General features: G+C 68.7%; 32 protein-coding genes. 20 read left to right on the forward strand and 12 right to left on the reverse strand.

Going from position 1 to position 25733, the window contains the following annotated elements; genetic code table 11:
* Nucleotides 1–30: 30 nt before the first annotated feature.
* A complete protein-coding gene (locus tag WIX39_RS13135; protein ID WP_106935096.1) occupies nt 31–1386 on the reverse strand; it encodes an NAD(P)/FAD-dependent oxidoreductase in 1356 nt (451 codons plus the stop codon).
* Nucleotides 1387–1542: 156 nt separating this feature from the next.
* Here WIX39_RS13135 and egtB point away from each other — a divergent pair, with 156 nt between their 5' ends.
* From egtB to WIX39_RS13160, 5 genes are all read left to right on the forward strand, one after another.
* A complete protein-coding gene (gene egtB, locus WIX39_RS13140; RefSeq protein WP_106935095.1) occupies nt 1543–2802 on the forward strand; it encodes an ergothioneine biosynthesis protein EgtB in 1260 nt (419 codons plus the stop codon).
* Between the two features lie 2 nt (nt 2803–2804).
* Nucleotides 2805–3809, forward strand: coding sequence for an L-histidine N(alpha)-methyltransferase (gene egtD, locus WIX39_RS13145; RefSeq protein ID WP_081271496.1), 1005 nt, complete (start codon nt 2805–2807; stop codon nt 3807–3809).
* A 667-nt stretch (nt 3810–4476) separates the two neighbouring features.
* Nucleotides 4477–4761, forward strand: coding sequence for a DUF427 domain-containing protein (locus tag WIX39_RS13150; RefSeq protein WP_081271497.1), 285 nt, complete (start codon nt 4477–4479; stop codon nt 4759–4761).
* Nucleotides 4758–5513 carry a 2OG-Fe dioxygenase family protein gene (locus WIX39_RS13155; protein ID WP_106935093.1) on the forward strand — a complete coding sequence of 252 codons (756 nt, stop codon included), beginning with the start codon at nt 4758–4760 and terminating at the stop codon, nt 5511–5513. Before WIX39_RS13150 ends, WIX39_RS13155 begins: the two co-directional genes overlap by 4 nt.
* Before the next feature lie 141 nt (nt 5514–5654).
* Nucleotides 5655–6095 (forward strand): universal stress protein, encoded by a 441-nt coding sequence (locus WIX39_RS13160; protein ID WP_007833935.1) that lies wholly within the window; start codon nt 5655–5657, stop codon nt 6093–6095.
* An 8-nt stretch (nt 6096–6103) separates the two neighbouring features.
* Here WIX39_RS13160 and WIX39_RS13165 read toward each other — a convergent pair whose 3' ends face one another.
* Nucleotides 6104–6775: an RluA family pseudouridine synthase gene (locus WIX39_RS13165; protein ID WP_106935092.1), complete on the reverse strand. Its 672-nt coding sequence runs from the start codon at nt 6773–6775 to the stop codon at nt 6104–6106.
* Between the two features lie 206 nt (nt 6776–6981).
* Here WIX39_RS13165 and WIX39_RS13170 point away from each other — a divergent pair, with 206 nt between their 5' ends.
* On the forward strand, nt 6982–8187 hold the full coding sequence (locus WIX39_RS13170; protein ID WP_081271499.1) for an MFS transporter: 1206 nt from the start codon (nt 6982–6984) through the stop codon (nt 8185–8187).
* A 14-nt stretch (nt 8188–8201) separates the two neighbouring features.
* On the opposite strand, the gene WIX39_RS13175 is transcribed toward WIX39_RS13170, so the two are convergent.
* Genes WIX39_RS13175 through WIX39_RS13185 form a run of 3 tightly spaced genes read right to left on the reverse strand, consistent with a single transcriptional unit; the run spans nt 8202 to nt 8945 of the window.
* Nucleotides 8202–8489, reverse strand: coding sequence for a 2Fe-2S iron-sulfur cluster-binding protein (locus WIX39_RS13175; protein WP_081271500.1), 288 nt, complete (start codon nt 8487–8489; stop codon nt 8202–8204).
* Between the two features lie 10 nt (nt 8490–8499).
* On the reverse strand, nt 8500–8799 hold the full coding sequence (locus WIX39_RS13180; protein ID WP_409195170.1) for a VF530 family DNA-binding protein: 300 nt from the start codon (nt 8797–8799) through the stop codon (nt 8500–8502).
* Nucleotides 8796–8945 (reverse strand): hypothetical protein, encoded by a 150-nt coding sequence (locus tag WIX39_RS13185; protein WP_172839976.1) that lies wholly within the window; start codon nt 8943–8945, stop codon nt 8796–8798. The genes WIX39_RS13180 and WIX39_RS13185 overlap by 4 nt, the downstream gene beginning before the upstream one ends.
* A gap of 87 nt (nt 8946–9032) precedes the next feature.
* On the opposite strand from WIX39_RS13185, the gene WIX39_RS13190 reads away from it, so the two are divergent.
* From WIX39_RS13190 to WIX39_RS13200, 3 genes are all read left to right on the forward strand, one after another.
* Complete coding sequence (locus WIX39_RS13190; RefSeq protein ID WP_081271502.1) at nt 9033–9551, forward strand: GNAT family N-acetyltransferase; 519 nt, start codon at nt 9033–9035, stop codon at nt 9549–9551.
* Nucleotides 9552–9562: 11 nt separating this feature from the next.
* Nucleotides 9563–10246, forward strand: coding sequence for a PepSY-associated TM helix domain-containing protein (locus WIX39_RS13195; protein ID WP_106935090.1), 684 nt, complete (start codon nt 9563–9565; stop codon nt 10244–10246).
* A gap of 80 nt (nt 10247–10326) precedes the next feature.
* Complete coding sequence (locus tag WIX39_RS13200; protein WP_081271504.1) at nt 10327–11235, forward strand: DUF808 domain-containing protein; 909 nt, start codon at nt 10327–10329, stop codon at nt 11233–11235.
* A 23-nt stretch (nt 11236–11258) separates the two neighbouring features.
* Here the strand turns inward: WIX39_RS13200 and WIX39_RS13205 are convergent, their stop codons facing one another.
* Both WIX39_RS13205 and WIX39_RS13210 read right to left on the reverse strand, forming a co-directional pair.
* Entirely contained in the window at nt 11259–11471 is a 213-nt protein-coding gene (locus WIX39_RS13205) for a hypothetical protein (protein ID WP_409195171.1), read from the reverse strand.
* Between the two features lie 29 nt (nt 11472–11500).
* The gene (locus tag WIX39_RS13210) at nt 11501–12697 is read right to left on the reverse strand and encodes a beta-propeller fold lactonase family protein (RefSeq protein WP_409195172.1); all 1197 of its coding nucleotides are present in this window, start codon (nt 12695–12697) and stop codon (nt 11501–11503) included.
* A 107-nt stretch (nt 12698–12804) separates the two neighbouring features.
* Here WIX39_RS13210 and WIX39_RS13215 point away from each other — a divergent pair, with 107 nt between their 5' ends.
* The 3 genes from WIX39_RS13215 (at nt 12805) to WIX39_RS13225 (ending at nt 14383) form a co-directional block, all read left to right on the forward strand.
* Entirely contained in the window at nt 12805–13077 is a 273-nt protein-coding gene (locus WIX39_RS13215; protein WP_081271507.1) for a DUF2164 domain-containing protein, read from the forward strand.
* A gap of 111 nt (nt 13078–13188) precedes the next feature.
* On the forward strand, nt 13189–13569 hold the full coding sequence (locus WIX39_RS13220; protein WP_409195173.1) for a hypothetical protein: 381 nt from the start codon (nt 13189–13191) through the stop codon (nt 13567–13569).
* A 16-nt stretch (nt 13570–13585) separates the two neighbouring features.
* A complete protein-coding gene (locus tag WIX39_RS13225; protein ID WP_409195174.1) occupies nt 13586–14383 on the forward strand; it encodes an enoyl-CoA hydratase/isomerase family protein in 798 nt (265 codons plus the stop codon).
* A 4-nt stretch (nt 14384–14387) separates the two neighbouring features.
* On the opposite strand, the gene WIX39_RS13230 is transcribed toward WIX39_RS13225, so the two are convergent.
* Both WIX39_RS13230 and WIX39_RS13235 read right to left on the reverse strand, forming a co-directional pair.
* On the reverse strand, nt 14388–15491 hold the full coding sequence (locus WIX39_RS13230; RefSeq protein ID WP_409195175.1) for a M14 family metallopeptidase: 1104 nt from the start codon (nt 15489–15491) through the stop codon (nt 14388–14390).
* A gap of 41 nt (nt 15492–15532) precedes the next feature.
* Nucleotides 15533–16855 (reverse strand): MFS transporter, encoded by a 1323-nt coding sequence (locus WIX39_RS13235; RefSeq protein WP_409195176.1) that lies wholly within the window; start codon nt 16853–16855, stop codon nt 15533–15535.
* Nucleotides 16856–16989: 134 nt separating this feature from the next.
* On the opposite strand from WIX39_RS13235, the gene WIX39_RS13240 reads away from it, so the two are divergent.
* The gene (locus WIX39_RS13240) at nt 16990–17892 is read left to right on the forward strand and encodes a LysR family transcriptional regulator (protein WP_081271512.1); all 903 of its coding nucleotides are present in this window, start codon (nt 16990–16992) and stop codon (nt 17890–17892) included.
* Here the strand turns inward: WIX39_RS13240 and WIX39_RS13245 are convergent.
* On the reverse strand, nt 17889–18536 hold the full coding sequence (locus WIX39_RS13245; RefSeq protein WP_409195177.1) for a glutathione S-transferase: 648 nt from the start codon (nt 18534–18536) through the stop codon (nt 17889–17891). The genes WIX39_RS13240 and WIX39_RS13245 overlap by 4 nt on opposite strands.
* 80 nt (nt 18537–18616) lie before the next feature.
* Here WIX39_RS13245 and WIX39_RS13250 point away from each other — a divergent pair, with 80 nt between their 5' ends.
* The 4 genes from WIX39_RS13250 (at nt 18617) to zigA (ending at nt 22534) form a co-directional block, all read left to right on the forward strand.
* Nucleotides 18617–19486: a helix-turn-helix domain-containing protein gene (locus WIX39_RS13250; protein WP_409195178.1), complete on the forward strand. Its 870-nt coding sequence runs from the start codon at nt 18617–18619 to the stop codon at nt 19484–19486.
* Between the two features lie 43 nt (nt 19487–19529).
* Nucleotides 19530–20429 (forward strand): SDR family oxidoreductase, encoded by a 900-nt coding sequence (locus WIX39_RS13255; RefSeq protein WP_409195179.1) that lies wholly within the window; start codon nt 19530–19532, stop codon nt 20427–20429.
* A 128-nt stretch (nt 20430–20557) separates the two neighbouring features.
* Nucleotides 20558–21271: a DUF899 family protein gene (locus WIX39_RS13260; protein ID WP_409195180.1), complete on the forward strand. Its 714-nt coding sequence runs from the start codon at nt 20558–20560 to the stop codon at nt 21269–21271.
* Between the two features lie 69 nt (nt 21272–21340).
* Nucleotides 21341–22534 (forward strand): zinc metallochaperone GTPase ZigA, encoded by a 1194-nt coding sequence (gene zigA / locus WIX39_RS13265; protein WP_081271517.1) that lies wholly within the window; start codon nt 21341–21343, stop codon nt 22532–22534.
* A 10-nt stretch (nt 22535–22544) separates the two neighbouring features.
* Here zigA and WIX39_RS13270 read toward each other — a convergent pair whose 3' ends face one another.
* A complete protein-coding gene (locus WIX39_RS13270; protein WP_409195181.1) occupies nt 22545–23033 on the reverse strand; it encodes a Fur family transcriptional regulator in 489 nt (162 codons plus the stop codon).
* Between the two features lie 168 nt (nt 23034–23201).
* On the opposite strand from WIX39_RS13270, the gene WIX39_RS13275 reads away from it, so the two are divergent.
* Nucleotides 23202–24191 (forward strand): Bug family tripartite tricarboxylate transporter substrate binding protein, encoded by a 990-nt coding sequence (locus WIX39_RS13275; protein ID WP_285413045.1) that lies wholly within the window; start codon nt 23202–23204, stop codon nt 24189–24191.
* 12 nt (nt 24192–24203) lie between these two features.
* On the opposite strand, the gene WIX39_RS13280 is transcribed toward WIX39_RS13275, so the two are convergent.
* Nucleotides 24204–24512: a hypothetical protein gene (locus WIX39_RS13280; RefSeq protein WP_159053632.1), complete on the reverse strand. Its 309-nt coding sequence runs from the start codon at nt 24510–24512 to the stop codon at nt 24204–24206.
* A gap of 145 nt (nt 24513–24657) precedes the next feature.
* Here WIX39_RS13280 and WIX39_RS13285 point away from each other — a divergent pair, with 145 nt between their 5' ends.
* Both WIX39_RS13285 and WIX39_RS13290 read left to right on the forward strand, forming a co-directional pair.
* On the forward strand, nt 24658–25320 hold the full coding sequence (locus WIX39_RS13285; RefSeq protein ID WP_081271521.1) for an alpha/beta hydrolase: 663 nt from the start codon (nt 24658–24660) through the stop codon (nt 25318–25320).
* A gap of 13 nt (nt 25321–25333) precedes the next feature.
* Nucleotides 25334–25651 carry a putative quinol monooxygenase gene (locus WIX39_RS13290; protein WP_409195182.1) on the forward strand — a complete coding sequence of 106 codons (318 nt, stop codon included), beginning with the start codon at nt 25334–25336 and terminating at the stop codon, nt 25649–25651.
* Nucleotides 25652–25733 lie beyond the last annotated feature (82 nt).

A 25733-nucleotide genomic window follows, 5' to 3' on the forward strand; every position in this document is an offset into this window, starting at 1 on the left:
AGCGCCGGCTGCACATCGGCGCCCGGATCTTCAGGATTCGCCCTTGCCCTGCACGTCGGCCACCACGCGCGCATTGCGCTGGAAGCTCCAGTAGGCACCGGCCCAGTCCATCATCACGACGATGCGGTTGCGAAAGCCGATCAGGAAGTACGCGTGCGCGAACAGCCAGAACAGCCACGCGAGGCGGCCGCTGAAGCGCAGCGGGCCGAAGGGCGTGCCCAGGTCGACCACGGCCGAGTTGCGGCCGATGGTGGCCAGGTTGCCGTAGTCGGCGTAGCGGAACGGCACCGTCGGCTGGCCTGAAATGCGGCGCAGGATGTTGGCCGCCGCCGCGCGCCCCATCTGCTTGGCGCCGGGCGACACGCCGGGCACCGGCTTCGGCGGCTTGCCGGGCGCATGGCTCATGGCGGCGGCGAGGTCGCCCACCACGCTGATCGATGAATAACCCGCCAGGCTCAGGTCGGGCTCGACCTTGATGCGGCCCGCGCGGTCGCATTCGACGCCGGTGGCGGCGCCGAGCATGCGCCCCAGCGGCGAGGCCGCCACGCCGGCGGCCCACACCACGCAACTGCTATCGATTCGGTAGCTGGCTGCGGGCGCGCCGTCAGCGCCGCCACCGGTCTGCACTTCGAGGCCGGTGGGGTCGATGGCGGTGACGCGGGCGTTCAGCCGCACCTCGACGCCCAGCTTCTCCAACTGCTCCAGCGCTTTCTGGCTCAACGACTCGGGCATGGCCTGCAGCACGCGCGGGCCGCCTTCGACCAGCAGCACCTGCGCGCTGGCCGGGTCGATGTGGCGGAACTCACCCGACAGCGTGTGCTTGGCGATCTCGGCCAGCGTGCCGGCCATCTCGACGCCGGTCGGCCCGGCGCCGATCACCACGAAGGTGAGCAGCGCGCGGCGGCGGTCGGGGTCGGTGGTGATCTCGGCCGTCTCGAACGACAGCAGCACGCGGCGGCGGATCTCGAAGGCATCGGCCAGCGTCTTCAGACCGGGAGCGATCGGCGCCCACTGGTCGTTGCCGAAGTAGCTGTGCGTGGCGCCGGCCGCGACGATCAGGTGGTCGTAGGGCACGCTGTCGCCGTTGGCCAGCCGCACCGTGCGCGCGGCGGGGTCGATGCCCGTGACCTCGCCCAGCAGCGTGGTGATGCGCGGCTGCTTGCGGAAGAGCGCGCGCACCGGCGCTGCGATCGACGGTGCCGCGAGCCCGGCGGTCGCCACCTGGTAGAGCAGGGGCTGGAACAGGTGATGGTTGGTCTTGTCGATCACCGTCACGTCGACGTCCGCGTGCTGGAGCTTGCGCGCCGCTTCCAGTCCGCCGAAACCGCAGCCGACGATGACGATTCGCGGCCTGCCCGATGTGCCCGATGGGTTGGTCGTTTGCATCCGATGGATGATACGCAGCCCGCCATGCAAGCCCGCGCGTCTTGTGCCACAGTGCCTGTCCGCCGATTTTTCGGCTGCGAGCCCGCGGCGTTTTGTCCTACGCGCCTTCTTCACGCGAATGGGCTACAAAGTGCGGCTGACCCGACTGGAGACCCCATGACGCTTTCCCGGCCGATCACACAGGCGGCTAGCGCACTGCGCGACAAGTTCCGCGATGTGCGCGCCACCAGCCTGGCGCTTGCCGCCCCGCTTTCCGCCGAAGACCAGTGCGTCCAGTCGATGCCCGACGCGAGCCCGACCAAGTGGCACCTGGCGCACACCACGTGGTTCTTCGAGACGGTGCTCCTGCAGCCGCATGCCACGGGCTACCTGCCCTTCGACAAACGCTTTCACTACCTCTTCAACTCGTACTACGAAGCGCTCGGCCCGCGCCATCCGCGCCCGCAGCGCGGGCTGCTCACGCGGCCGTCGGTGGACGAGGTGCATGCGTACCGCAGGCATGTCGACGAGGCAGTGGTCGCGCTGCTCGAAGCGGGCGGCGGCGACTGGGCGGCCATCGAACCCATCGTCACGCTGGGGCTCAACCACGAGCAGCAGCACCAGGAGCTGCTGCTCACCGACATCCTGCATGCGCTGTCGTGCAACCCGATGCTGCCCGCCTACAAGCCCGCGAGCGGGCCGGCGCTGAGGCTGGCCGCCGTGCCGCCCGCCATGCGCTGGATCGAGCAGCGCGGGGGGCTGGTCGAGGTGGGCTTTGGCGGCAGCGAGTTTTCTTTCGACAACGAGACACCGCGCCACCAGGCGCTGGTGCAGCCGCATGCCATTGCCGACCGGCTGGTGAACTGCGGCGACTTCGCCCAGTTCATTGCCGACGGCGGCTACCAGCGGCCCGAGCTGTGGCTGTCCGACGGATGGGCGGCGGTGCAGGCGAACGGCTGGCGCCACCCGGCCTACTGGCTCGCGCCCGACGATCCGCGGCTGGGCTTCGGCCTGCAGCCGCCGCAAGGGCCTTCCGCCGGCTGGCATGTGTTCGGCCTGCACGGCGCGCGCCCGCTGGAGGCCGATGCGCCGGTGTCGCAGCTCAGTTTCTACGAAGCCGCCGCGTACGCCGAATGGGCCGGCGCGCGGCTGCCGACCGAGTTCGAATGGGAGGCCGCATACGACGCCCCCGGCATCACCCAGATGACCGGCCACGTCTGGCAATGGACGCGTTCGTCGTACGACCCATACCCCGGCTTCCGGCCGATGCCCGGCATCGCGGCGGAATACAACGGCAAGTTCATGGTGGGGCAACTGGTGCTGCGCGGCGGCAGCGTGGCCACGCCGGCCGGGCACACGCGGCCCAGCTACCGCAATTTCTTTCCGCCGGCAGCGCGCTGGCAGTTCTCGGGGCTGCGGCTCGCGAAAGACATCTGATCATGCGAAATCCGACTTCCTCTTCCTCCCTGTCGTTCGCGCCCGCCAAGGCGCGCGCCGCTGCCACTGCATCCGAATCCGCAGCGCCGCTGTCGGAGTTCGGGCGCGAGATGCAGGCGGGGCTTGCGCGCTCGCCGCGCAGCATTTCGCCGAAGTTCTTCTACGACGTGGCGGGGTCGCAGCTGTTCGACCGGATCTGCGATCTGCCCGAGTACTACCCGACGCGCACCGAACTGCGCATTCTTGGCGAATGCGCGGCAGAGATCGCGCAGCAGGTCGGCCCGAATGCGGAGATCGTCGAGTTTGGGGCTGGGTCGCTCACGAAAGTGCGGCTGCTGCTCGATGCGCTGGAGACGCCCAAGCGCTATCTGCCCATCGACATTTCCGGCGAGCACCTGGAAGCGGCCGCGGCACGGTTGAGGGCGGACTATCCGGAGCTCGTGGTGCAGCCCATTGCGGCTGACTACACGATGCCGATGGTGCTGCCCGCGCCCATGCCCGGGGCGGGGCGGCGAGTCGGCTTCTTCCCGGGGTCGACGATCGGAAATTTCGAGCCCGACGAGGCGCTGGCCTTCCTGCAGCTGGCTGCGCGCATGTTGCGCGGCGGAGGGCTGCTGATCGGTGTCGACCTGGTGAAAGACCCGGCGCGGCTGCATGCGGCATACAACGATGCGCAAGGAGTGACGGGGGAGTTCAATCTCAACCTGCTGCGTCGTGCCAATTCGGAGCTGAATGCCGACTTCGATCTGGACGGGTTCTCGCACGCGGCGTTCTACAACGCGCCTCGGCGGCGGATCGAGATGCATCTGGTGAGCCGGCGGGCCCAGAGCGTTTGCTTGAATGGTGAACGGTTCGGGTTCGAGGAGGGCGAGACTATTCATACGGAGTACTCGCACAAGTTCACCGTTGAAGGGTTGCGGGCTTTGGCTGTTCGGGCGGGGTTTCGTCCGGGGGCTGTCTGGACGGATCCTGAGAGGCTCTTTAGCGTGCATTGGTTGGCTGCCTAGGTTTGGTTTCGGGGCCGGGACTCGCCCCGGCGGGCGACTCACTTTCTTTTGCTTCGCCAAAAGAAAGTAAGCAAAGAAAAGGCGACCCCGCTGTCTGCGACCCCTTCGCTGCGCTACGGGGCAACCTGCGGTGCTCGCGTTTCGCGGGGTCTCGCAGAACTCGCTTCGCTCAAACAGCTGCGAGCCCTTATCCGCGAAACGCTCCGCTCCTCGGCGCAGCCAGAGGGGAGGGGAAGCCATCCGGGCCTTCGCTTCGCTCGGCCAATGCTGCAGCAGGCCCACGCCGAGCGCAGCGATGGCGCGTTCGGTTTCCAACTCCCTTCTGGCTGCGCCGAGGAGCGCAGACGTAGGCGGGATCAGGGCCGCAGCTGTTTGAGCGAAGCGAGTTCTGCGGACCCCCGCCGGAGTCGAGCACCGCAGGTTGCCCGCAGCGAAGCGGAGGGACGCAGACAGCAGGGTCGCCTTTCTTTTGCCTACTTTTCTTTGGCGAAGCAAAGAAAAGTAGGTCGGCCGCCGGGCCGAGACCCGGCCCCGGGAAACAAAGCCCCAAACAGGGTAGATAAAGCCAGCGAAGAAAGCTCAAGCCGCAGCAGCGGCACAATACCCCTCGCCCCGTGCGGCAGCGCAACGGCCAGCGCCCGCAACCCCTCCCCTTGGAGACCAAGACATGAAAGCAACCTGGAACGGCGTCACCATCGCCGAAAGCGACGACACCGTGCTCGTCGAAGGCAACCACTATTTCCCGATGAGTTCGCTCAACCGCGACGTCGTCACCTTCAGCAACCACAAGACCACCTGCCCCTGGAAGGGCACCGCAAGCTACTACTCGCTGCTGGTCAACGGCGAGCTCAACACCGACGCCGCCTGGTACTACGCCGACCCGAAGCCCGAAGCAGAAGAGGTTCGCGACCGCGTCGCGTTCTGGAAGGACGTGAAGGTCAGCGCGCAGTGACCGCGGCTGCTTTCACACCTCCGTTCATCGCCCCCGCCGACCTGCCGGACGCACTGCGCGGCCAGGGCTATGCGGTGCTGAGCCCCCAGGGCGTCAGCGAATGGCTCGGCGCACCTCTGTCGCAGCTCGAGGCGCTGCACGCTGACTGGAACGAACTCCCGCCCGATGAATACCTGAAGGACGGTGGCCGCTACCGCACGCGGCGCCATGCCTGCTTCACCGTCGAGGCCGACGACCACGCCACGCTGGCGCGGGTGCCGCATCGCGCGCACTGGCAGCCGGTCGAATACAACGCGTTGCACGGCGGCATGCAGCGCTGGTTCGCTCCGATGCTCGACGCCACCGTGGCGCAGCCTGTGTGGCAGCGCCTGCTGCAGCAACTGGGCAAGACCAGCAGCGACATGCGCGGCGCACCGCAGCGCTGGTTCGTGGAAGCGCACCAGTTCCGCATCGACACCGCCGGCGGCATCGGCCGACCGACGCCCGAGGGCGCGCACCGCGACGGCGTCGACCTGGTGGCTGTCGCCCTCATCGGCCGCCAGGGCATCAAGGGCGGCGAGACGCGGGTGTTCGAGGCCAACGGCCGGCGCGGCGAACGCTTCACCATGACCGAGCCGTGGACCCTGCTGCTGCTCGACGACGCGCGCGTGATCCACGAGTCCACGCCCATCCAGCCGCTCGAAGAGGGCGGCGAAGGCTGGCGCGACACGCTCGTGATCACCTGCCGGGCCAAGGGTTTTCAGGGCGACTGAGCCCGCGCGGCGCGGCGTGCGAGAGCGCGTTGCGCCGCCGCTGGTACGAGTCCTACAGTCCGGCCACCCGAACAGCGGTTAAATTCGAGCCCCGGCTCTTTGTGAGCCGGGTCTGTCTGCGAACGAAAGCGAGGTCCCGCCATGTTCAATCACATCCTGGTTCCGATCGACGGCTCCGAAACTTCCATGCTCGCCGTCAGCAAGGCCAGCGGCCTCGCGCTGGCCTTCGGAAGCCGCATCACGTTGATACACGTGATCGACAACTATCCCTTCATCGGCGTGGGCGCGGACTATGCGCTCGGCCAGAACGAATACCTCGCTGCCGCAACTGCAAGCGCCAACGCGGCACTCGCGCGCGGCGTGGCGGCGCTGGCGGCCGAAGGCCTGCACAGCGACCAGCGCGTGATCGACGGCCACGTGGTGCATGAAGGCATCGTCGACACGGCCATCGCCATCGCGGCCGACCTCATCGTGATGGGGTCGCACGGCCGCAGCGGCATCGAGAAACTGCTGCTCGGCAGCGTCACGCAGCGCGTGCTGCAGGACGCGAACATGCCGGTGCTGGTCGTCAAGGGCGGCTGAGTTCTTCTTCAGCCACGCGAGGCAACGAAATCCGGCGGCCGACTGAAGCGGAGCTCCTGCCGCGTCACCGGATGCACGAAGCCCAGCTCGCTCGCATGCAGCAGCAGGCGCGGCGCACGTGCCTGCAAGGCTGCATCGCCATAGAGCGCATCTCCCAATATCGGATGGCCGATCGACAGCAGGTGCACGCGCAGCTGGTGCGATCTGCCGGTCAGCGGCTCCAGCAGCACATGCGTGGCGGCAGCAGCAGCCGGTTCGCCGGGCCAGGCTGAAATCGCCTTCCAGCGTGTGACGCTCGGCTTGCCCGCCGGGTCGACCTTCTGCAGCGGCCGGCGCGGCCAGTCGGCCATCAATGGGGCGTCGATCACCGACCACTCCTCGCGCAGCGGCATCGCGCCGTCGACCACGGCTTCGTAGCGCTTGTGCACGCGGCGCTCGGCAAATGCGGCGCTCAGGGCGCGCTGCATCTCGATGCCGCGGGCCATCACCACCAGGCCGCTGGTGCCCATGTCGAGCCGGTGCACGATCAGCGCGTCGGGCCATTGGCGAATGGCGCGCGCGCTCAGGCAGTCCTGCTTGTCCTCGCCGCGGCCGGGCACGCAGAGAAGGCCGGCGGGCTTGTCGAACACCAGGAGGTGGTCGTCTTCGTGAACGGGGTGCAGGGGGGCGGGCAGGGTCATGGAGGCACCGAGTTTAGAGAGCGGGCCCACGGAGGTGGAGGGACGGTCGCCTCGCCTCACGGCCCGCTCATGAAGCCTCGGCTATCCTTGAGCGGATGTCCGGCCCCGACCCCGCTCCCGCTTCCTTGCCCCCCGCAGCCTCCGCCGTTCCGGCCGGCGCGGCTTCCTCCCCCAGCTTTTCCGACCTGACCCGCGAACGTCCCTTCATGCAGATGTGGACGGCGCGGCTCTTCGGCACCGCCGCCTCGCAGATGCTGCTGGTGGCCATCGGCTGGCACATGTACGACCTCACCGGCAGCGCCTGGGACCTGGGCCTGGTCGGCCTCTACCAGTTCGTGCCCGCGCTGCTGCTGGCGCTGCTGGCGGGCCACATCGTCGACCGCCATCACCGGGGGCGCATCGTCGCGGCCTGCTTCGCGGTGCAGGGGCTGGTCGCGCTGGTGCTGCTGCTGGCGGTGATGGGCAAGCACGACACGCGCGGGCTGCTGCTGGGCCTGTCGCTGGTGCTGGGCGCGGTGCGTGCCTTCCAGATGCCGGCGCAGCAGGCGCTGACGCCGCTGCTGGTGCCGCCGACCATGCTGGCGCGCGCGATGGCCTTCAGCTCGGCCGGCATGCAGGGCGCGATCATCGGCGGGCCCGCGCTGGGCGGGCTGCTGTTCGTGGCCGGCATGGCGGTGGTCTACGGCGCCAGCGTGGTGTGCTTTGCGCTGGCCTGCGCGCTGGTGCTGCGCCTGCGCTATGCCTACACGCCGGCCGCGCGCGAGCCGGTCACGCTGGCCACGGTGTTCGCGGGCGTCGACTTCATCTGGAAGCGCAAGCCGGTGCTCGGCGCGGTCTCGCTCGACCTGTTCGCGGTGCTGCTGGGCGGCGCGGTGGCGCTGCTGCCCATCTACGCCAAGGACATCCTGCACACCGGCCCCTGGGGGCTGGGCCTGCTGCGCGGCGCGCCCGCCGTGGGCGCGCTGGTGATGTCGATCGCGCTCACGCGCCGGCCGGTCGAGCGCCACGTGGGGCGCACCCTGCTGATGGCCATCGCGCTGTTCGGCCTGTGCATGGTGGTGTTCGGCATCTCCAAGAGCTTCGTCGTGTCGCTGATCGCGCTGGCGGTGTCTGGCGGGGCCGACATGGTCAACGTGGTGATCCGCCAGACGCTGGTGCAGCTGGAAACGCCCGACGCCATGCGCGGGCGCGTGAGCGCCGTGAATTCGATCTTCATCGGCGCCAGCAACCAGCTCGGCGAGTTCGAGTCGGGCGCCACGGCGGCGCTGCTGGGGCCGGTCGGCTCCGTGGTGGTGGGCGGCGTGGGCACCATGCTGGTGGCGCTCACCTGGTTCAAGCTGTTCCCCTCGCTGGCGCAGCGCGACCGGCTGACGGTGGCGGCGCCTGCCGCTGCCAGGCCCGTGTCTTCGTAGCCTGGCCGGCGAACTCAGTCCGGGAAGAGGGCGCGCGCGCCCGGCACGTCGAGCGTGAGGTCGCCCAGCGCCTGCGCCACGCAGGGCAGGATCCAGCCTTCTTCTTTTTCGTCGATGCTCAGGCCCGGCCACTCGATGGTGTGGCGGGTCTCGCCCGACAGCCGCCGGCAGATGCAGGTGCGGCAGGTGCCGTTGCGGCATGAGCTGGGCAGCTCGATGCCCGCGGCCTCGGCGGCCTGCAGCAGCGTGGTGCCGGCGTCGGCCTCGAAGCCGAGGCCCGACGGTTCGAGTCGAACCTTCATCGTTGCGGGATCAGGGAGTGTTTGGATTCTGCTGCTGCTGCTGCTGCTGCTGCTGTTCGCGGCGTTGCTCGCGCAGCATGAAGAGGTACAGGCTCTCGACCTTCTCGCGCGCCCAGGGCGTCTTGCGCAGGAACTTGAGGCTGGAGCTCACGCTCGGGTCGATCGCGAAACAGCGGATGGGAACCAGCTCCGAGAGCTGTTCCCATCCATAGTGGCCGGCCAGTGCCGTCACGATGGCTTCCAGCGTGAGCCCGTGCAGCGGATTGCGCGGCTGCGCGGGCCTGGCCGGGGCCGGTGCTGCGTCGGTCACTTGTTCTTGAGCTTGCCGCGCGGGATCACTGCGGTGGTGACCGTGCGGACCGGTTCGATGCCGCCGGTGCCGACGGGCTTGGGCGGCGAGGTGTCCTTCTTCGGTTTCTTCGCTTCCTTGGTGCTGCGTTGCTGACCCTTGGCCATGTCGATTTCTCCTGTTGTTACGACGGATGCAGCGGGCAGTTTAGCGGTGCGGCGACAATACGCGGTTCCATTGATTTCCCCGCATTCATGTCAGATTACGAAGTTCGCCCCGCCACCCTGCGCGACGCCAAGGCCGTCGCCGAAGTCCACGCCCTGGCCGCCAAGGCTGCCTACGAAGGCATCCTCCCCGAAGAAGAGCTGCGCACCCTGGCCCCGGCGTCGCGGGAAGCCAAGTGGCGCGAAGCCATCGAATACAGCGAACCCCAGGTGCACGTGGTCACGCACGGCGGCCAGATCGTCGGCTTCGTCGGCTTCGACCGCTCGCGCGACCCCAAGACCCCGCCCACCACCGGCGAAATCTGGGCCATCTACGTCAAGCCCGAGCACTGGGGCAAGGGCGCAGGCGTGGCCCTGTGGGACGCCGCGCGCGAAGGCCTGGAAGAAGAGGGCTGCACCACGGTCACGATCTGGGTGCCCATTCGCAACGACCGCGCCATGCGCTTCCACGAACTCGCCGGCTTCAAGCGCGAGATGAAGACCGCCAAGACCACCGCCTTCGGCACCGTGCGTGTCGAGGAAATCCGGCTCAAGCGCGACGTTTCCTGATACCCGCTGCCATGGACCACGACAGCAGCACCCTGGGCCACGCCGCGCGCGTGCGCTCCCACCAGCGCCGCACGGCCGCCGTGCAGTGGATCCGCCGCATGCACGGCTGGATCGGCCTCTGGGGCGCGGTGCTGGGGCTGCTGTTCGGTTTCAGCGGCATCTGGCTGAACCACCGCAACGTGCTGAAGCTGCCGCAGGCGCAGGAACGCACCCGCGCTCAGCTGGCGCTGCCCGAGCCCGCGCCCGAGACTCCCGAGGCCATGAGCCGATGGCTGCAGGAGGCACTGCGCATGAGCGGGCCGCCCAACTCCACCCGTATCGAGCCCGCCAAACCCGTGGCATGGGCCGACAAGAATGACCGCGGGGCACCGACGCTCACGCAGCCGGCGCACTGGGTCTTCAATTTCGGCGGGCCGAACGAAATGGTGCAGGCCGAGTACTGGCAAGGCAATCGCTCCGTGGGGGTGGCCACCATGCACAACGGCTTCGTTGCCACGCTCACCAACATGCACAAGGGCGGCGGCATGCCGCTGCCGTGGATCCTGCTGGTCGACACACTGGCCGGCAGCCTGATCTTCCTGTCGGTGTCTGGCGTGGCGCTGTGGATGCTCACGCACCGCCGCCGCCGCGTGGGCCTGGCGGTGTTCGGCGCCTCGCTGGTGGCGGTGCTGGCACTGGCGCTGAGCGCGCTCTGAACCGGCCCCATATGGGTATTGAGGGGCGGGTCCAGGGCAACGGCTAAGCTCGCCGCTTCTCTTTTCTTCCCGACCTGCCCATGGCCTCCAGCCTGCTCCTGCTGCTCGACGACATCGCGACCGTCCTGGACGACGTGTCTGTTCTTACCAAAGTGGCCGCCAAGAAAACGGCCGGCGTGCTGGGCGACGACCTTGCGCTCAATGCGCAGCAGGTGTCCGGCGTCAGGGCCGAACGGGAGATTCCCGTGGTGTGGGCCGTGTGCAAGGGCTCGTTCATCAACAAGGCGATCCTGGTGCCGGCCGCCCTGGCCATCGGCACCTGGCTGCCGTGGCTGGTGACGCCGCTGCTTATGGTCGGCGGCGCATTCCTCTGCTTCGAGGGCGCCGAGAAGCTCGCCCACAAGTTCCTGCACAAGAAGGAACACGCCGAAGACACCGGGCGCCATGAACAGGCCGTGGCCGACGCTTCGGTCGACGTGGTCGCGGTCGAGAAGGACAAGATCAAGGGCGCGGTGCGCACCGACTTCATCCTTTCGGCCGAAATCATCGCCATCACGCTGGGCACCGTGCAGGGCCAGCCGTTCACCACGCAGCTCACCGTGCTGGCGGGCATTGCGCTCATCATGACCGTCGGCGTGTACGGCCTGGTGGCCGGCATCGTGAAGCTCGACGACGCGGGCCTCTACCTGAGCCGGCGCGCCAGCGCGGGTGCGCAGGCCCTGGGCCGCGGCATCCTGGTGGCGGCACCCTGGCTCATGAAGGCGCTGTCGGTGGCCGGCACCGCGGCCATGTTCCTCGTGGGTGGCGGCATCCTGGTGCACGGCGTGCCGGCACTGGGCCATGCGGTCGAAGACTGGGCCAAGGCCACCGGCGGCGTGTTCGGCACGCTGGGCTCCATGGGCGTGAACGCCGGCGTGGGCGTGGTGGCCGGCGCCATCGTGCTGGCCGTGGTGGAACTGGTCGGCAAGCTGCGCGGCAAGAAGGCCTGACAGGCGATCGGGGCCAGCCTGCGCTACTGGCGCGGCTTGCCGCGCTTGAGCAGCTCGACCACCACCAGCACCGCGCCCAGCACCAGCGCGAACCAGCCCACGACATAGGCCCCCGCCACCATCTCGAACCAGCGCGTGCCCTGAAGGAAGCGCGGCGCCAGCAGAACGGCTGCACCGATCACGAGGCAGAGGATGCCGCGTTCGAGCGTGCGGAGTTGTCGTTTGGTTTGCGCCATGGCTTCTTCTTCGTTCGGGAAAAGTGGATTCAGTGCGTCATTGTCCCGCGCATCGCGGCCGGATGGCCTTCCAGCACGAACGACTTGCCCGTCGGCACCAGCGTGTCGCCGTCCAGCCGCAGGATGGTGATGTCCTTGTCGATGAAGTTGCCCACGTAGAGGTACTTGCCGTCGGCGCTCCACACCGCGCCTTCGGGCAGGCCGCGCACCACCACCTCGTTGGCGCGCGTGACCTTCTTGCCGTCGATCTTCAGCAGCACCACCGAGCCATTGCGGTTGTAGAAGTAGGCGTTCTTCGCCGCGTTGCTGCCGCGCAGGATCACCGCCACCGCATGCCTTCCGGTCGGGCTCACGGCCAGGCCCTCGGGCCCGTCGCCGACCACCACCTTGTCGACCACGCGCGGCGGCGCGGCTTCCATGTCGATCACGCTCACCGTGTCTACCTGGCCGTCGGACGCGCCCGAGTTGCCGTTGTCGGCCGTGAGCGCGAGCTTGCCGTCGGGCGTCACGTCGACGTTGTAGGGCCACAGGCCCGCCGCCAGGTCGAGCTTGTTGTAGCTGACCTTCTCGCCGTCCACGTCGAGCAGCGCGATCTTGTGGCTCGGGAACTTGGCCGCCAGCGCGCGCCTGCCGTCGGGCGTGAAGCGCACGTGCGCCACGGAATCGCCCATGGCCACGGTGTCGATCAGCGTGACCTTCTTGCCCGCGATGCGCAGCACGCTCACCGAGTTGTCGGCGCGGTTGGCCACCAGCGCCAGGTTGCCCGCGCGGTTGATCGACAGACCCGAGGGCTGCTTGCCGACCTGCAGCGTGTCCAGCAGCCTGGGCGGGGTGGTGGTCAGGTCGATCACGAACAGCCGGTTGTCGGGCACCTGCTTGCGCACGCCGTTCTCCTCGACCACGTTGAGCGAGTTGGCGACCAGCGCGAGCGTTTCGCCGGGCGTGATGGCCAGGTTGGTCGGCGGGCCGGCGATGGTGTTGTCGAGCTGCAGCGTGCCCAGCACCTTGGGCGCGAGCGGGTCGGTGCCGATGTCGAGCACCTGCACGGTGTCGCGCCCCATGGGGCCGAGGATGACGGCGCCGGCGTCGTTCCAGGACTGCTTCTCGTCGTTGGCCACCAGCATCAGCTGGCGCTGCGCCACGGTGGGCGTCATGGAGGTGCAGCCGGAAAGCGAGGCGAGGGCGGCCAGGGCAAGGGCCGCGAGCGCGGCGGGGTGGATCTTCATGGTGTCTGTCTCCGGTTGTGTGTTGTTGTGAGCGCATGGTAGCGAACGGCGGGACGCGGCCGCGCCCGGCACAATCGATCGACTCCATCCCTGACAGACACACACCCATGACCATCGAGATTTCGAAGGAAGCGCGCCAGCAGGCCATCACCTCCATCGAGCGCTATTTCCGCGAGAACATGGAAGAGCCGATCGGCAACATCGGCGCCGGCGCGCTGCTCGGCTTCTTCCTCGAGGAAGTCGGCCCGCTGGTCTACAACAAGGCCGTGGCCGAGGTGCAGGAACGGCTGCAGATGCGCATTTCGGAGATCGACCTGGAAGTGCACGAGGACGAGTTCCAGTACTGGCGCAAGTACGACAAGCAGAAGAAGGGAAAGTAGGCGCCGTCGCGCCCGCGCATCGCCGCTCATTCAAAAGTGCTTCAAAACGTTGCAGAATTCACGGCCATGCACCCTCAAAGCCCGTCCCTTCGTTCCGCGCTCGCTCCGGCCTTGCGCATCTTTGCTGCCTTGCCCCTGGTGCTGGCCGCATCCATGGCCACGGCGCAGCAGAATCCCGCCGACTTCCCGCTCGATGCGGTCGGCTACCTGAACGAGGAACTGCCGCGCATGGAAGCCGCCATCGCCGCGAAGGACCGCGGCTTCTTCCACGACGCGATGGCGCGCACGGTGGAGTTCTCGGACCGCTGGGGCTTCAAGGTCAAGGCCAACCCCGAGCTCGCGGCCTACCCGATGTGCACGTCGGCGGTCATGGACTACGTGGTGGTCGGCATGTGCAAGCTCACCCCCGGCGACGATGCGTGCGAGCCTGGCCTTGCGGCGCGCTTCGACGGCAACGTTCGGCGCTGCCGCGAGATCGCCGCCAAGAAATAGGAAAGACGGAGCCGCCATGGACTACACCCGCTATCAGACCCTTGTCATCACGCGCCGGGGCGCGAACGGCGCGGTGCTCGACATCCAGATGCGCGCGGCCAACGGCAAGCTGCCGACGGCCGGCCACGACGGCCACCGCGAACTCGCCGAGATATGGCGCGACGTGTCGGCCGACGACACGGTGCGCTGCGCGGTGCTGCGGGGCGAGGGCCAGGGCTTCTCGGGCGGTGGCGACCTGGCGATGGTGCAGGACATGACCACCGACGACGCGGTGCGCCAGCGCGTGTGGCGCGAGGCGCGCGACCTGGTCTACAACATCATCAACTGCGACAAGCCCATCGTCAGCGCCATGCACGGCCCGGCCGTGGGCGCGGGGCTGGTGGCGGGCCTGCTGGCCGACATTTCCATTGCCACCAAAAACGCGAAGATCGTCGACGGCCATACGCGACTTGGCGTGGCGGCGGGCGACCATGCGGCCATCGTGTGGCCGCTGCTGTGCGGCATGGCCAAGGCCAAGTACCACCTGCTGCTGTGCGAGCCGGTGAGCGGCGAGGAGGCCGAGCGCATCGGCCTCGTGTCGCTCGCGGTGGACGAAGCCGACCTGCTGCCGCGCGCCTACGAGGTGGCCGACCGGCTCGCGGCCGGCAGCCAGAGCGCGATTCGCCTCACCAAGTACGCGCTCAACAACTGGCTGCGCCAGGCCGGGCCGACCTTCGACGCGTCGCTGGCGCTCGAGTTCATGGGCTTCGCGGGCGCCGACGTGCGCGAGGGCGTTGCCTCGCTGCGCGAACGGCGCGCGCCCAAATTCGACTGAGCGATCAGGCTTTGCGCAGGCCCTGCAGCGTCTGCAGTAGAACGACGCGGGTCTGACCCAGCACCATGCCCTTCCATTCCTCGTTGTCGCAGTAGAAGGCGTCGCGCAGCTGCTGGCGGATCTCGCGCTTCTGCGATTCGGGCGCCTCTGGGTGGCGGCGCAGCCAGGTGTCGGCGCGCAGGCGGTTCAGCACCTCCAGGTCGGGCAGGGTGCCGAACTCCAGGCCCATGGGCGCGATGCGCGCGTTCGGGCATTCGTCGTAGGCGGTCGAGATGACCGGGCCCGACACGTCGGCCGAGGCCGAGTCGCCCGCGAACGGCGCGAACACGTCGGCGCCCCACCAGGCGTGGGCCAGCGCCAGGTCTTCGGGCGTGTTGCGGCCCGGGTAGATCTTCTCGCCGTGGCCGTAGGGGCCCAGGCCGGTGTGCACGTCGATCCAGCCCAGGTGCGTGGCCGAGGCCGCGTACTTGCGCAGGATCTTGCGGATGGTCCCGTTGCTCCACGACGGCGCGGTGCCGCCGTAGAACAGGCCGTCGGGCGAGGTGTACTGGCCCTTGGTCACGGCCGCGCGGAAAGCGGTCATGCCGTGCTTCTGGATATAGGCGCCCACGGCGGCCTCGTCGGCGGGCGTGGGCGGCCAGCTGGCGGGCAGCACCAGCGGCTCGACTTCGGCGTACGCGGCGTTCACCGGCAGCGGCGCATTGAAGTCGATGTGGTTGCGGTTCAGGTCGATGTTGTCTTCGTTGGTGCGGTGCAGGTGCGAAAAGCCATGCGGATTGACGGCATGCACCAGCAGCAGCGCCACGCCGGCCTGCTCCAGGCGAGAGAGCAGGTCGGCGTCGTTCAGCGTGGCGATCTGCGCGCCCGAGCCGCTGAAGCCTTCGGGGCCGTGCGTGCCCGAGGTCACGAGCAGCAGCTTCTTCGCGTCGATGGCGCCGATGAGCGCAACGTCGGTGGCGAGCTCTTCGCCGAGCGCGCCGCGGTGCGCATCGAGCACGAACGACTCGACGGCCGCGCCGCGCTGTGCGGCGGCGTCGAGGAACTTGGCGCGGGCTTCGGCATACGTGCCCGAGAAATGCCGCGTGGCGGCGGAGCGTTGTGTTGTCATGAGGCGGGGACTCCTGTGCTTGGAATGTCGGGAGGGATTGTTCAGGCCGAGGCCGCGTGGGCGCCCGCAGCGTCGATGTCGCGGCCCGTATGGTCGCGCAGCCAGAGCAGGCCGAGCAGCGAGACGACCGTCATCGCCACCAGGTACCAGGCCGGCGCCAGCTTGCTGCCCGTGGCGTTCAGCAGCCAGGTGCTGATGAAGGGCGCGAAGCCGCCGAAGAGAGCCACGCCCACGCTGTACACCAGCGACATGCCGCTCGCGCGCACCGCCTTCGGAAACATCTCCGGCAGCATCGTGATGCCGGGCACCGTCTGCACCACCAGGCCGAAGCTGAAGACGCCGAGCACCACGAAAAGAACCGTGGGCGTGGGCGAGGCGTTGAGCCACAGGAAGCCCGGGTAGATGAGCACGGCCAGCGCGATGCGGCTCCACAGGATCAGCGGCTTGCGGCCCACCACGTCGGACAGCTTGCCCACGAAGGGCGCGAAAGCGAAAGAGATGAGGCCGGTGAGCGCCGCGCCGAACAGCGCCACCGAGGGCGTGAACCCGAGCTCGCGCACCGCATAAGTCGGCATGTAGAACGTGACCACGTAGGCCGCCGTGGTGCCGCCCACCAGCGTGAGGATGGCGGCCAGCACCGTCTTGCCGTGCTGCGTGCAGACGATCTTCAGGCTGCTTTCGCGCGGCGCGGCGGCTTCGGCCGGCGAGATGTGCAGCGACTCTTCGAGGTGGCGGCGTATGTACATGCCCACCGGCGCGATCAGCATGCCGATCACGAAGGGCACGCGCCAGCCCCAGCTCTGCATGGATTCGGCCGAGAGCGTGGTCGTGAGCACGCCCACCACCACGGCGCCCATCAGCACGCCCAGGCCCTGGCTGGCGAACTGCCAGCTCGCCATGTAGCCGCGGTTGGCCGGCGTGGCGTGTTCCACCAGCAGCGTGGTCGATGCGCCCACCTCGCCGCCGGCCGAGAAACCCTGGATGAGCCGCGCCAGCACGATGACGATCGGCGCCGCGACGCCGATGCTCGCGTAGGTGGGCGTGAACGCGATCAGCGCGCAGCCCAGCGCCATCAGGAAGATGGTGAGCGTCATGGCCTTCTTGCGGCCCGCGCGGTCCGCGTAGGCGCCGATGACGATGCCGCCCAGCGGCCGCATGATGAAGCCCACGCCGAAGCTCGCCACCGTCAGCAGCAGTTGCCCGTAGGAATTGAAGGTCGGAAAGAAGAGCTTGCCGATCACGAGCGCCAGGAAGCCGTAGACGGTGAAGTCGAAGAACTCCAGGCCGTTGCCGATGGTGGTGGCAACGATGGTCTGGCGCCGGCGCGCGGGGCTCGAAGCCGGCGGGTTGCTTGGGATGCTCATGTCTCTCCAGTGTGTGCTTGCTTTGTATGGATGTCTGCCGAAGGTATGTATGCCCCTGGCCGCGCCGGATGCTAGAGACTCGCCGCTGTCATGAAAAGACAATAATTGGGCCATAACGATAACTTTTGGTTGTCATGAAACCCAATCAGTTGCACGCCTTCGTGGCGGTGGTCGAGCAGATGAGCATCCGCGCCGCGGCCCGGGTGCTGGGACTGTCGCAGCCCGCGGTGACGAAGATCGTGCGCGAGCTGGAGCGCGAGGTCGGCGCGCCGCTGGTGGAGCGCAGCGTCAAGGGCGTGCGGCTCACCGAGTTCGGCCAGGCCTTTGCGCCGCGCGCGCGGCTGCTGCTGGCCGACATGCAGCGCGCGCGGGACGAAATTGCGCAGATCCGCGACGGCGCCACCGGCACGGTGTCGATGGCCGTGAGCGCATCGTTCGCGCTCACCGTGCTGCCGCCCGCGTTCAAGGATTTCCACACCCGCCTGCCCGCCGTCGACGTGCAGTTCAGCGAAGCGGTGCTGCCGTGGATGCTGGCGCGTCTGCGCGACGGCTACCTCGACTTCGCGGTGGCGCACGTGGTGCCGGGCACGCTCGATCCGCAGTTCGAGGCGCTGGAGCTGTTTCCGGTGCAGCTGGTGGTGGGCATGCGCAACCGCCATCCGCTGCGCGGTGCGCGCTCGCTGCTCGACCTCTACCCGGCCGAATGGATATTGCCGGGCGACGACCATCGGGGGCGCGAGTCGGTGGCGCCGCTGTTCACGCCGTTGGGGCTGCCGCCGCCCTCGCGCATCATCCAGGGGCAATCGGTGACGGTGGCGCTGGGGCTGGTGGGAAACATGGATTTGATCGGCCTGTTCGTCGAGCCTCTGGTCAAGCTGACTTTCAAGCGCCACGGCATCCGCCGGGTCGACGTGGACGAGGCACTGCCCATGCTCAATGTGTGCGTGCTGCGGCGCAGGGGACAGTTGTCGACGCCGGCGGCGCAGCACTTCATCGAGTGCATCCAGCGCGCTTCCGCGGCGGTCATGTCCGGCTAGAACCGGACGCCGGCCTCGCCCGCCTTCCACGGCGCGTACTTGTGCATGACGCGTTCGAACAGTCCGGAGCCGGTCCAGCCGTCGAGCCAGGCCAGCAGGCGGGGCCACGGCTGCGCGGCGAACCATGCGGCATCGACCATCGCGAACTGCCGCACGAACGGCATCAGCGCGGCGTCGGCCAGGGTGGCGTGGCCGCCGGCGAGCTGCGGCGAGGCCGAGAGCCGGTCTTCGAGGCCGCGCAGGAACAGCGCGCCCTGTTCGCGGGCCGGCGCGCCGCCGTCCGCATGGCGGTCGGGGTACTTGTAGCGGTCCAGCAGGGGCTTGAAGCGGTCGTCGCATTCGGCGACCAGCGTGAGCATGTCAGCGAGCGTGCCGGCATCGGGCTGCAGCCAGCGCAGCGGGTCGTTGCGGCGCAGCGCCCAGAGCATCACGTCCAGGCTCTGCTCCAGCACCGTGCCGTCGCCGGGCAGCAGCACCGGCACCGTGCCCTTGGGCGAGGCGGCGAGCATTTCCGGGGGCTTGTTCTTCAGCGCCACCTCGCGCAGCTCGCAGGCTTGCTCCGCGGCCGCCAGTGCGAGCCGCGCGCGCATGGCGTACGGGCAGCGGCGGAACGAGTAGATAACGGGCAGGGCGGTGGCGGGCATGCGGCGGACGGTACCGAAAAAGTGGAGAGGCCGATTTTCAGCGACCTGAGGTGGCCTCTTTTTCAACACAATCGGCACCCATGGGCGAACGCCTTTTCCTCCGGCTCGAAGACGACCCCCTGCACGGGCCGGAATCGGCCGTGCCCGCCGGCACGCTGCGCGCGTTGGCGGTGAGTGCCGCGTTGCGCGGGCATGTGTCGCACCTCATGCTGTACCGCGAAACTTTCGCCGACGGCCACGAGATGCGCGAGCGCGTGCTGCCCGACGGCGCGGTGCGGCTGGTCTTCAACTTCGGCGACGCGCCGTCTGCTGGCGGGTGCGACGGGCTGGCGGTGGAGGCCATCGGCGCCTCGGCCGCACCGGCCGTGGTGCGCATGCGGGGCAAGGTCGAGGGGCTCTCCGTCACCCTGCGCCCTGGCGCCGCTGCCTGCTTGCTCGGGCTGCCGGCCGGTGAGATCGGCGGCGGCGCGGTCCATCTCGATGCGCTGTGGCGAGGGGAGGGTTCGGCGCTGCTCGAGCGCATGGCCGAAGCGCCCGGCGACGCCCAGCGTGTCGCGCTGTTGCATGCCGCGCTGCTGTATCGCCTGCGCGGCAGCCGCATCGCGGGCAACGACATCGCCACGCATGCGGCGCGGTTGATCGCTGCGTCCGACGGCCGGCTGCCGTTGCGCGATGTGGCGGCGGCGGTCGGTGTCGGCGAACGTCGGCTGCAGCAGCTTTTTCATGCACACGTCGGCCTGTCGCCGCGCGCCTGGAGCCGGCTCGCGCGGATGCACGGCTGCCTGCGCACGCTGCGGCAGCGGCCGGCGCCGGATTGGGCCGACCTTGCGCTGGAAGGCGGCTTCTACGACCAGTCGCATCTCGTCAACGAGTTCCGCGCGCTGTGCGGCGTCACGCCGACCGAGTTCCTCGGGCGAACGGTTTCGGTTTCTTCCAAGACGGGCGGCTGAGCGCGGCCTATCTTCATGCGCTCTCAAGCAAGGAACCGAAAAGATGCAGAAAGAAGAAAGCACCGACCGTCCGTTGAAGGACTGCGTGGCTGTGGTCACGGGCGCGAGCCGGGGCGCAGGGCGCGGCATCGCGGTCGAACTGGGCGCGGCCGGCGCCACCGTGTACGTCACCGGACGCAGCACGCGAGACCAGCCTGCCTCCAGCTACGGCCAATTGCTGGCCCTGTCGGACCTGAAGGCGCTGCCCGGCAGCATCGACGACACGGCCGAGGAGGTCACGCGCCAGGGTGGCCGGGGCATCGCCGTGCAATGCGACCACACCCGTGAAGACGAAGTGGCCGCGCTGTTCGATCGCGTGGACCGCGAGCAGGGCCGCCTCGACCTGCTCGTCAACAACGCCTGGGGCGGCCACGAGAGTTTCAACGGCGTGTTCGAGGCGCCGTTCTGGGAACATCCGCTATCGAACTGGGACACGATGTTCGACCGCGGCGTGCGCAACCATCTGGTGGCCAGCCGCTGCGCCGCGCCAATGCTGGTGCGGCAGAAGAAGGGGCTGATCGTCACCACCACCTTCTGGGACCGGGGCCGCTACCTGCGCGGCAGCCTGTTCTACGACCTGGCCAAGGCGTCGATGACGCGGCTGGCCTTCGGCATGGCGCATGAACTGAAGCCGCACGGCGTGGCGTCCGTCGCGGTGTCGCCGGGCTGGATGCGCACGGAATTCGTGCTGGCCGGGCACAAGACCGACGAGGCGCACTGGCAGGAGAAGCCCGAACTCGCGCGCACCGAATCGCCGCGCTATCTGGGCCGGGCGGTGGCCGCGCTGGCTGCCGACCCCGCGGTGATGGACAAGACCGGCGAAGTGCTGCGCGTGGCCGACCTGGCGCGTGCCTACGGCTTCACCGACATCGACGGGCGGCAGGTCGAGGCGTTCGAAATGTAGGGCGGCGTAGGACAACTCCAGGTCCGGCAGGGGAAAAGCGCGTACTGGCGCGGCGCAATGTTCGGGGCCAATATGGCGCGGCGATCGACGTCAATGTCCATCTTTCGGGCTTCAGGAGGTGATCCGCCATGTCTTCCAGTGCAGAGTCCTTGGGCCTTGCTTCGGCCAGCCAGCTCGCAAGGTCCAACCCCGTCCGCTTTCCCGGCGAAAGCGCCGAGTACCGCAAGGCGCGCACCGAACTGCTCGCCGAAGAAATCGATCTGCGCCGCCGCATCGAGCGCGTGGCGGAGATGCGCCGCGCGCTGCCGCCGGGCGGCTTCGTGCCGCAGGACTACCTGTTCCAGGGCACCGACGGCCCGGTGAAATTCTCCGAGCTTTTCGGAAAGCACGGCACCCTCATCACCTACAACTGGATGTTCGGCCCGAAGCGGGAGCGGCCATGCCCCATGTGCACCTCGCTGCTCAGCGCCTACGACGGCGAAATGCCCGACATCCTGCAGCGCGTGGCGTTCGCGGTGATCGCCACCTCGCCCATCGACCGCATGGCGGCCTTTGCACGGGAACGCGGCTGGCGCCACCTGCCGCTGTACTCGTCGGGCGGCAACGATTTCAACCGCGACTACGCCGGAGAGAAGCCCGACGGCGGCGACAACCCGGCGTTCAACGTGTTCCGGCGCGACGGCGAGACCATCCGCCATTTCTGGGCGGCCGAGATGAGCCCCGGCACTGCCGACCCGGGGCAGGACCCGCGCGGCGCGCCCGACGCCATGCCGATCTGGAACCTGCTGGACATGACGCCCGAAGGGCGGGGCAAGGACTGGTATCCCCAACTCCAATACTGAGCGGCAAACGCAACCAAGTTGCGTTGATCCATATAATGCAATTCTGTTGCATATATGGAAGCTGCCCCCATGGCCGATCGCCTCCCCGTCACCGTGCTCTCCGGCTTTCTCGGTGCCGGCAAGACCACGCTGCTGAACCACATCCTCCACAACCGCGAAGGCCGCCGCGTGGCGGTCATCGTCAACGACATGAGCGATGTCAACATCGACGCCGCGCTGGTGCGCGACGGCGGCGCGCAGCTGTCGCGCACCGACGAGAAGCTGGTCGAGATGAGCAACGGCTGCATCTGCTGCACCCTGCGCGAAGACCTGCTGGTGGAGGTGGGCCGGCTCGCGAAGGAGGGCCGCTTCGACCAGCTGGTGATCGAGTCCACCGGCATCTCCGAGCCGCTGCCCGTGGCGGAGACCTTCACCTTCGCCGGTGAAGACGGCAAGAGCCTGGCCGACGTGGCGCGGCTCGACACCATGGTGACGGTGGTCGACGCCTTCAACTTCCTGCGCGACTACAGCTCGGCCGACAGCCTCGGCAGTCGCGGACAGTCGCTGGGCGACGAGGACACGCGCACCGTGGTCGACCTGCTGATCGAGCAGATCGAGTTCTGCGACGTGCTGGTGGTCAACAAGATCGACCTCGTCAGCGTCGAGGAACGGGAGCGGCTGATGGCGATCCTGCGCAGCCTGAATCCGCGCGCCCGCATCGAGGTGTCGGAGTTCGGCCGCGTGGCGCTCGACCGGGTGCTGGACACCGGCCTGTTCGACTTCGACGAGGCCGAGCAGGCGCCCGGCTGGCTGGCCGAGTTGCGCGGCGAACACGTGCCCGAGACCGAGGAATACGGCATCCGCAGCTTCGTCTACCGTTCGCGCCTGCCGTTCCACCCGATGCGCTTCTGGAAGCTGGTGCAGAGCGAGTGGGAGGGCGTGGTGCGCTCCAAGGGCTTCTTCTGGCTCGCGAGCCGCGCCACCCGCGCGGGCTCGTGGTCGCAGGCCGGCGGCGCCTGCCGCTACGGTGCAGCGGGCTTCTGGTGGGCGGCGGTGCCGCGCGAGCACTGGCCGACCGACCCGGAGGCGCTGGAGCTGATCCGCAGGAACTGGGACCCGGCCACGGGCGACGCGCGGCAGGAGCTGGTGCTGATCGGCATCGGCATGGATGAAGACGCGCTGCGCGCGCGGCTCGACGCCTGCCTGCTGACGGAAAACGAGATGCGCTTCGGCGCCTCGTGGTGGCAGAACTTTCCCGATCCCTTCCCGTCCTGGAACGCGTGAAGGGCTGAAGCTACCTTGCGCACTCTCCGCAGGTGCCGTGCAGCGTGAGGGCGGTGTTGCGGGTGTCGATGCCCTGCTTGCGCAACGCCTTGCCCAGCCGGCCCATCACCTTCGGCAGTTCCGGGTCGGACGGGAGGGCCAGCACCTTGTGGCACTGGTCGCATTCGAAGGTGTTGCCCGAGGCGGCCTCGACATGGCGCGAGAAGCGGTTGACCCGGTCGGCGCCCACGCGGCGGTCGCACAGGCCGGCCTCGACCAGCCGGTCGAGCACGCGGTAGACCGTGACGCGGTCGGGCGCCTCGCCGGTGGCGGCCGTGTAGGCGGCGGCCACTTCCTCGTGGGTCAGCGGCTGGGAGCTGCGTTCGAGCAGTTCGAGCACGGTCTGCGCGGCGCGCGTCACGCGCAGGCCGCTGTCGCGCAGCAGCCGTTCGCTGTCGAACGGCGCCGCGGCGGCGCTGGCGGCAAGAGGGGGCTTCGGTTGCGGGGTGGTGGTCTTCATGCGAAACGCCATTGTGTTGCATCCGGGGTGCCCGCGTCCCCATAGGGGGCGCCGGCAAGCCGGGGCATATGCCCGAACGCAGCTAAGCATCTGACAAATGGGTCGTTTGCCTGCGTGCGTAAGCGCTCCAGAATCGCGCGCTTTGTCTTCCGCCAACGAAAGTTCACCATGCGCGCCCGTTTCCTGCTGACTCCGATGTTCGCCCTGGGCGCGTTGTGGGCCGGCCTGTCGCTTCCCCTGGCCGCGCAGGCGCAGCAGCCTGCCTATCCGTCGAAGCCCGTGCACATCACGGTCGCCAACACCCCCGGCAGCTCGCCCGACGTGCTGGCGCGCTTTCTGGGGCAGCGGCTGTCGGAGCAATGGAAGCAGCCGGTGGTGATCGACAACCGCGCCGGCGCGGCGGGCATCCTGGCGGCCGACGGACTGGCCAAGGCCCAGCCGGATGGCTATTCGCTGCTGGTGGGGGCCGACGGGCCGATCACCATCCTCCCCAACATCCAGGCCGGCCTGCCCTACGACGCGCGGCGCGACCTCGTGCCGGTGGTGTCGCTCGGGCAGATCGACTTCGTGCTGGTGGCCAACCCGAAGACGGGCTTTCGCACGGTGGCCGACTTCGTGCGCGCGGCCAAGGCCCATCCGGGCCGCATCAACTACGCCTCGGCCGGCAACGGCAGTCCGCAGCAGCTCAGCATGGAACTGCTCAAGCAGAAGACGGGCATCTACGTCACCCACATTCCGTACCGCGGCGGCCCGCTGGGCATGCAGGACGTGATCGCGGGGCAGGTCGACGTGATGTTCATCGCCGTGGGCCCGGCGCTGCCGCAGATCCGCAGCGGCCGGCTGGTGGCGCTGGGCACCAGCGGCGAGAAGCGCCATGCGCTGCTGCCCGAGGTGCCCACGGTGGGCGAGACTTACGCGGGCTACCGCTCTGGCACCTGGTTCGGGCTGTTCGCGCCGGCCCGCACGCCGCAGCCCGTGGTCGACGCCATCGCGGCCGAGGCCGGGCGCATCGTGCAGACACCGGCCGCCCGCGCCGAACTCGCGGCACAGGGCATCGAAGCCACCGGCCATCCGCAGCGCCAGTTCCAGGCGCAGGTGTCGAGCGAGTACGAGCGCTATGCGCAGATCGTGAAGGCAGTCGGCATCAAGGCCGAATAGCGCCTCGCCCGTTCACTTGACGGACCGGGCCAGCGCCTTGGCGAAGGCGTCCACGTCCTGCTCGGTGCACGCCTCGGCCGCCAGCGGGGCATGGCCCTGCGCCACGGCGGCAAGCGCGACGGCCTTCTTCGGGCACAGGCCGAGGCAGCTGCACTGCACCACGCGCAGCCGCACCGGCAGGTGCGAGAGGCCGTGCTTCAGTTCCTTGCGGACCTGCTTGGCCCTCAGCTTCGTGGGGCCGTCCTTGCGTTCTTCGCAGTCGCCGCAGACCAGCACGACGCCGGCCAGCTTGGTCTCTACCAGGGGAGGGGAATGGCTCACGCGGGTTTCCTTGATGTCTTTTCAGGCCATGTTGGGCACGGCGCAACCGTGTGCAAGTCAGCCAACCGGCCGTTTCCATGCCTCTGGCAGGCCCCGAATGCGCTAAGGTCCTGTCATTCGCGTTCCTGAATACCTTTGCCCGACCATGTCCCGTCCCCCCATCGAGATAGAAACCGCCCCCAACCCCACCGCCACGGTGATCGTGATGCACGGCCTTGGCGCCGACGGCAACGACTTCGTGCCGATCGCCAATGAACTCGACCTGGCGGCCGTGGGCCCCGTGCGCTTCGTGTTCCCCAACGCGCCCGTCATTCCCGTGACCATCAACGGCGGCTATCAGATGCCGGCCTGGTACGACATTGCCGTGGCCGATCTCGCGGCGCGCGAAGACGAGGCCGGCCTGCGCCGCTCGCAGGCCACCATCGAGGCGCTCATCGCCAGCGAGAAGGCCCGTGGCATCGCCGCCGGCCGCATCGTGGTGGCGGGCTTCTCGCAAGGCTGCGCCATGGCCCTCATGACGGGCCTTCGCCACACCGAGCGGCTGGCGGGCATCGTCGGCCTCTCGGGCTACCTGCCGATCGCGGCCACCACCGCGGCCGAGCGCCACGCCGCCAACCACGAAACGCCGGTGTTCCTGGCGCACGGCCGGCAGGACCCGGTGGTGCCGCTGGCCGCGGCCGTGCGCTCGCGCGACGCGCTCACCGCCCTGGGCTACACCGTGGAGTGGCACGAATACGCGATGGCGCATTCGGTGTGCATGGAAGAAATTGCCGACCTGAACCGCTTTCTGCTGCGGGTGCTCGGCTGAAGGAGACGACCCCATGATCCTGGTCATCGGACACGCGCTGGCAAAGCCCGACACCCTGCAGGCGATGCTGGCCATCAGCACCGAGCACGTGCAGCGCTCGCGCGCCGAGCCGGGCTGCATCTCGCATGAAGTGACGACCGACGCGCTGCAGCCGCTGCGCCTGACTTTCGTGGAGCGCTGGAGCGACATGGCCGCGCTGCAGGCGCACTTCCGGGTGGACGCCTCGCGCGCCTTCGCCAAGGCGCTGGCGGCCATGGCCGACGGCACGCCGGAGATGCATGTCTACCAGTCCGACGAGATCGACCTCTCGGCGGGCCGCGCCAAGGCCTGATTCCGGCCCGCATCGAGCAACGGTCGAGCCGTTCAACCCGCGTGGCAGCTATGCGTGAAGCTATAAAAAAAATAGCGCCCGG

Source organism: Variovorax sp. AB1(2024) (assembly GCF_037482385.2).
Lineage (GTDB): Bacteria > Pseudomonadota > Gammaproteobacteria > Burkholderiales > Burkholderiaceae_C > Variovorax.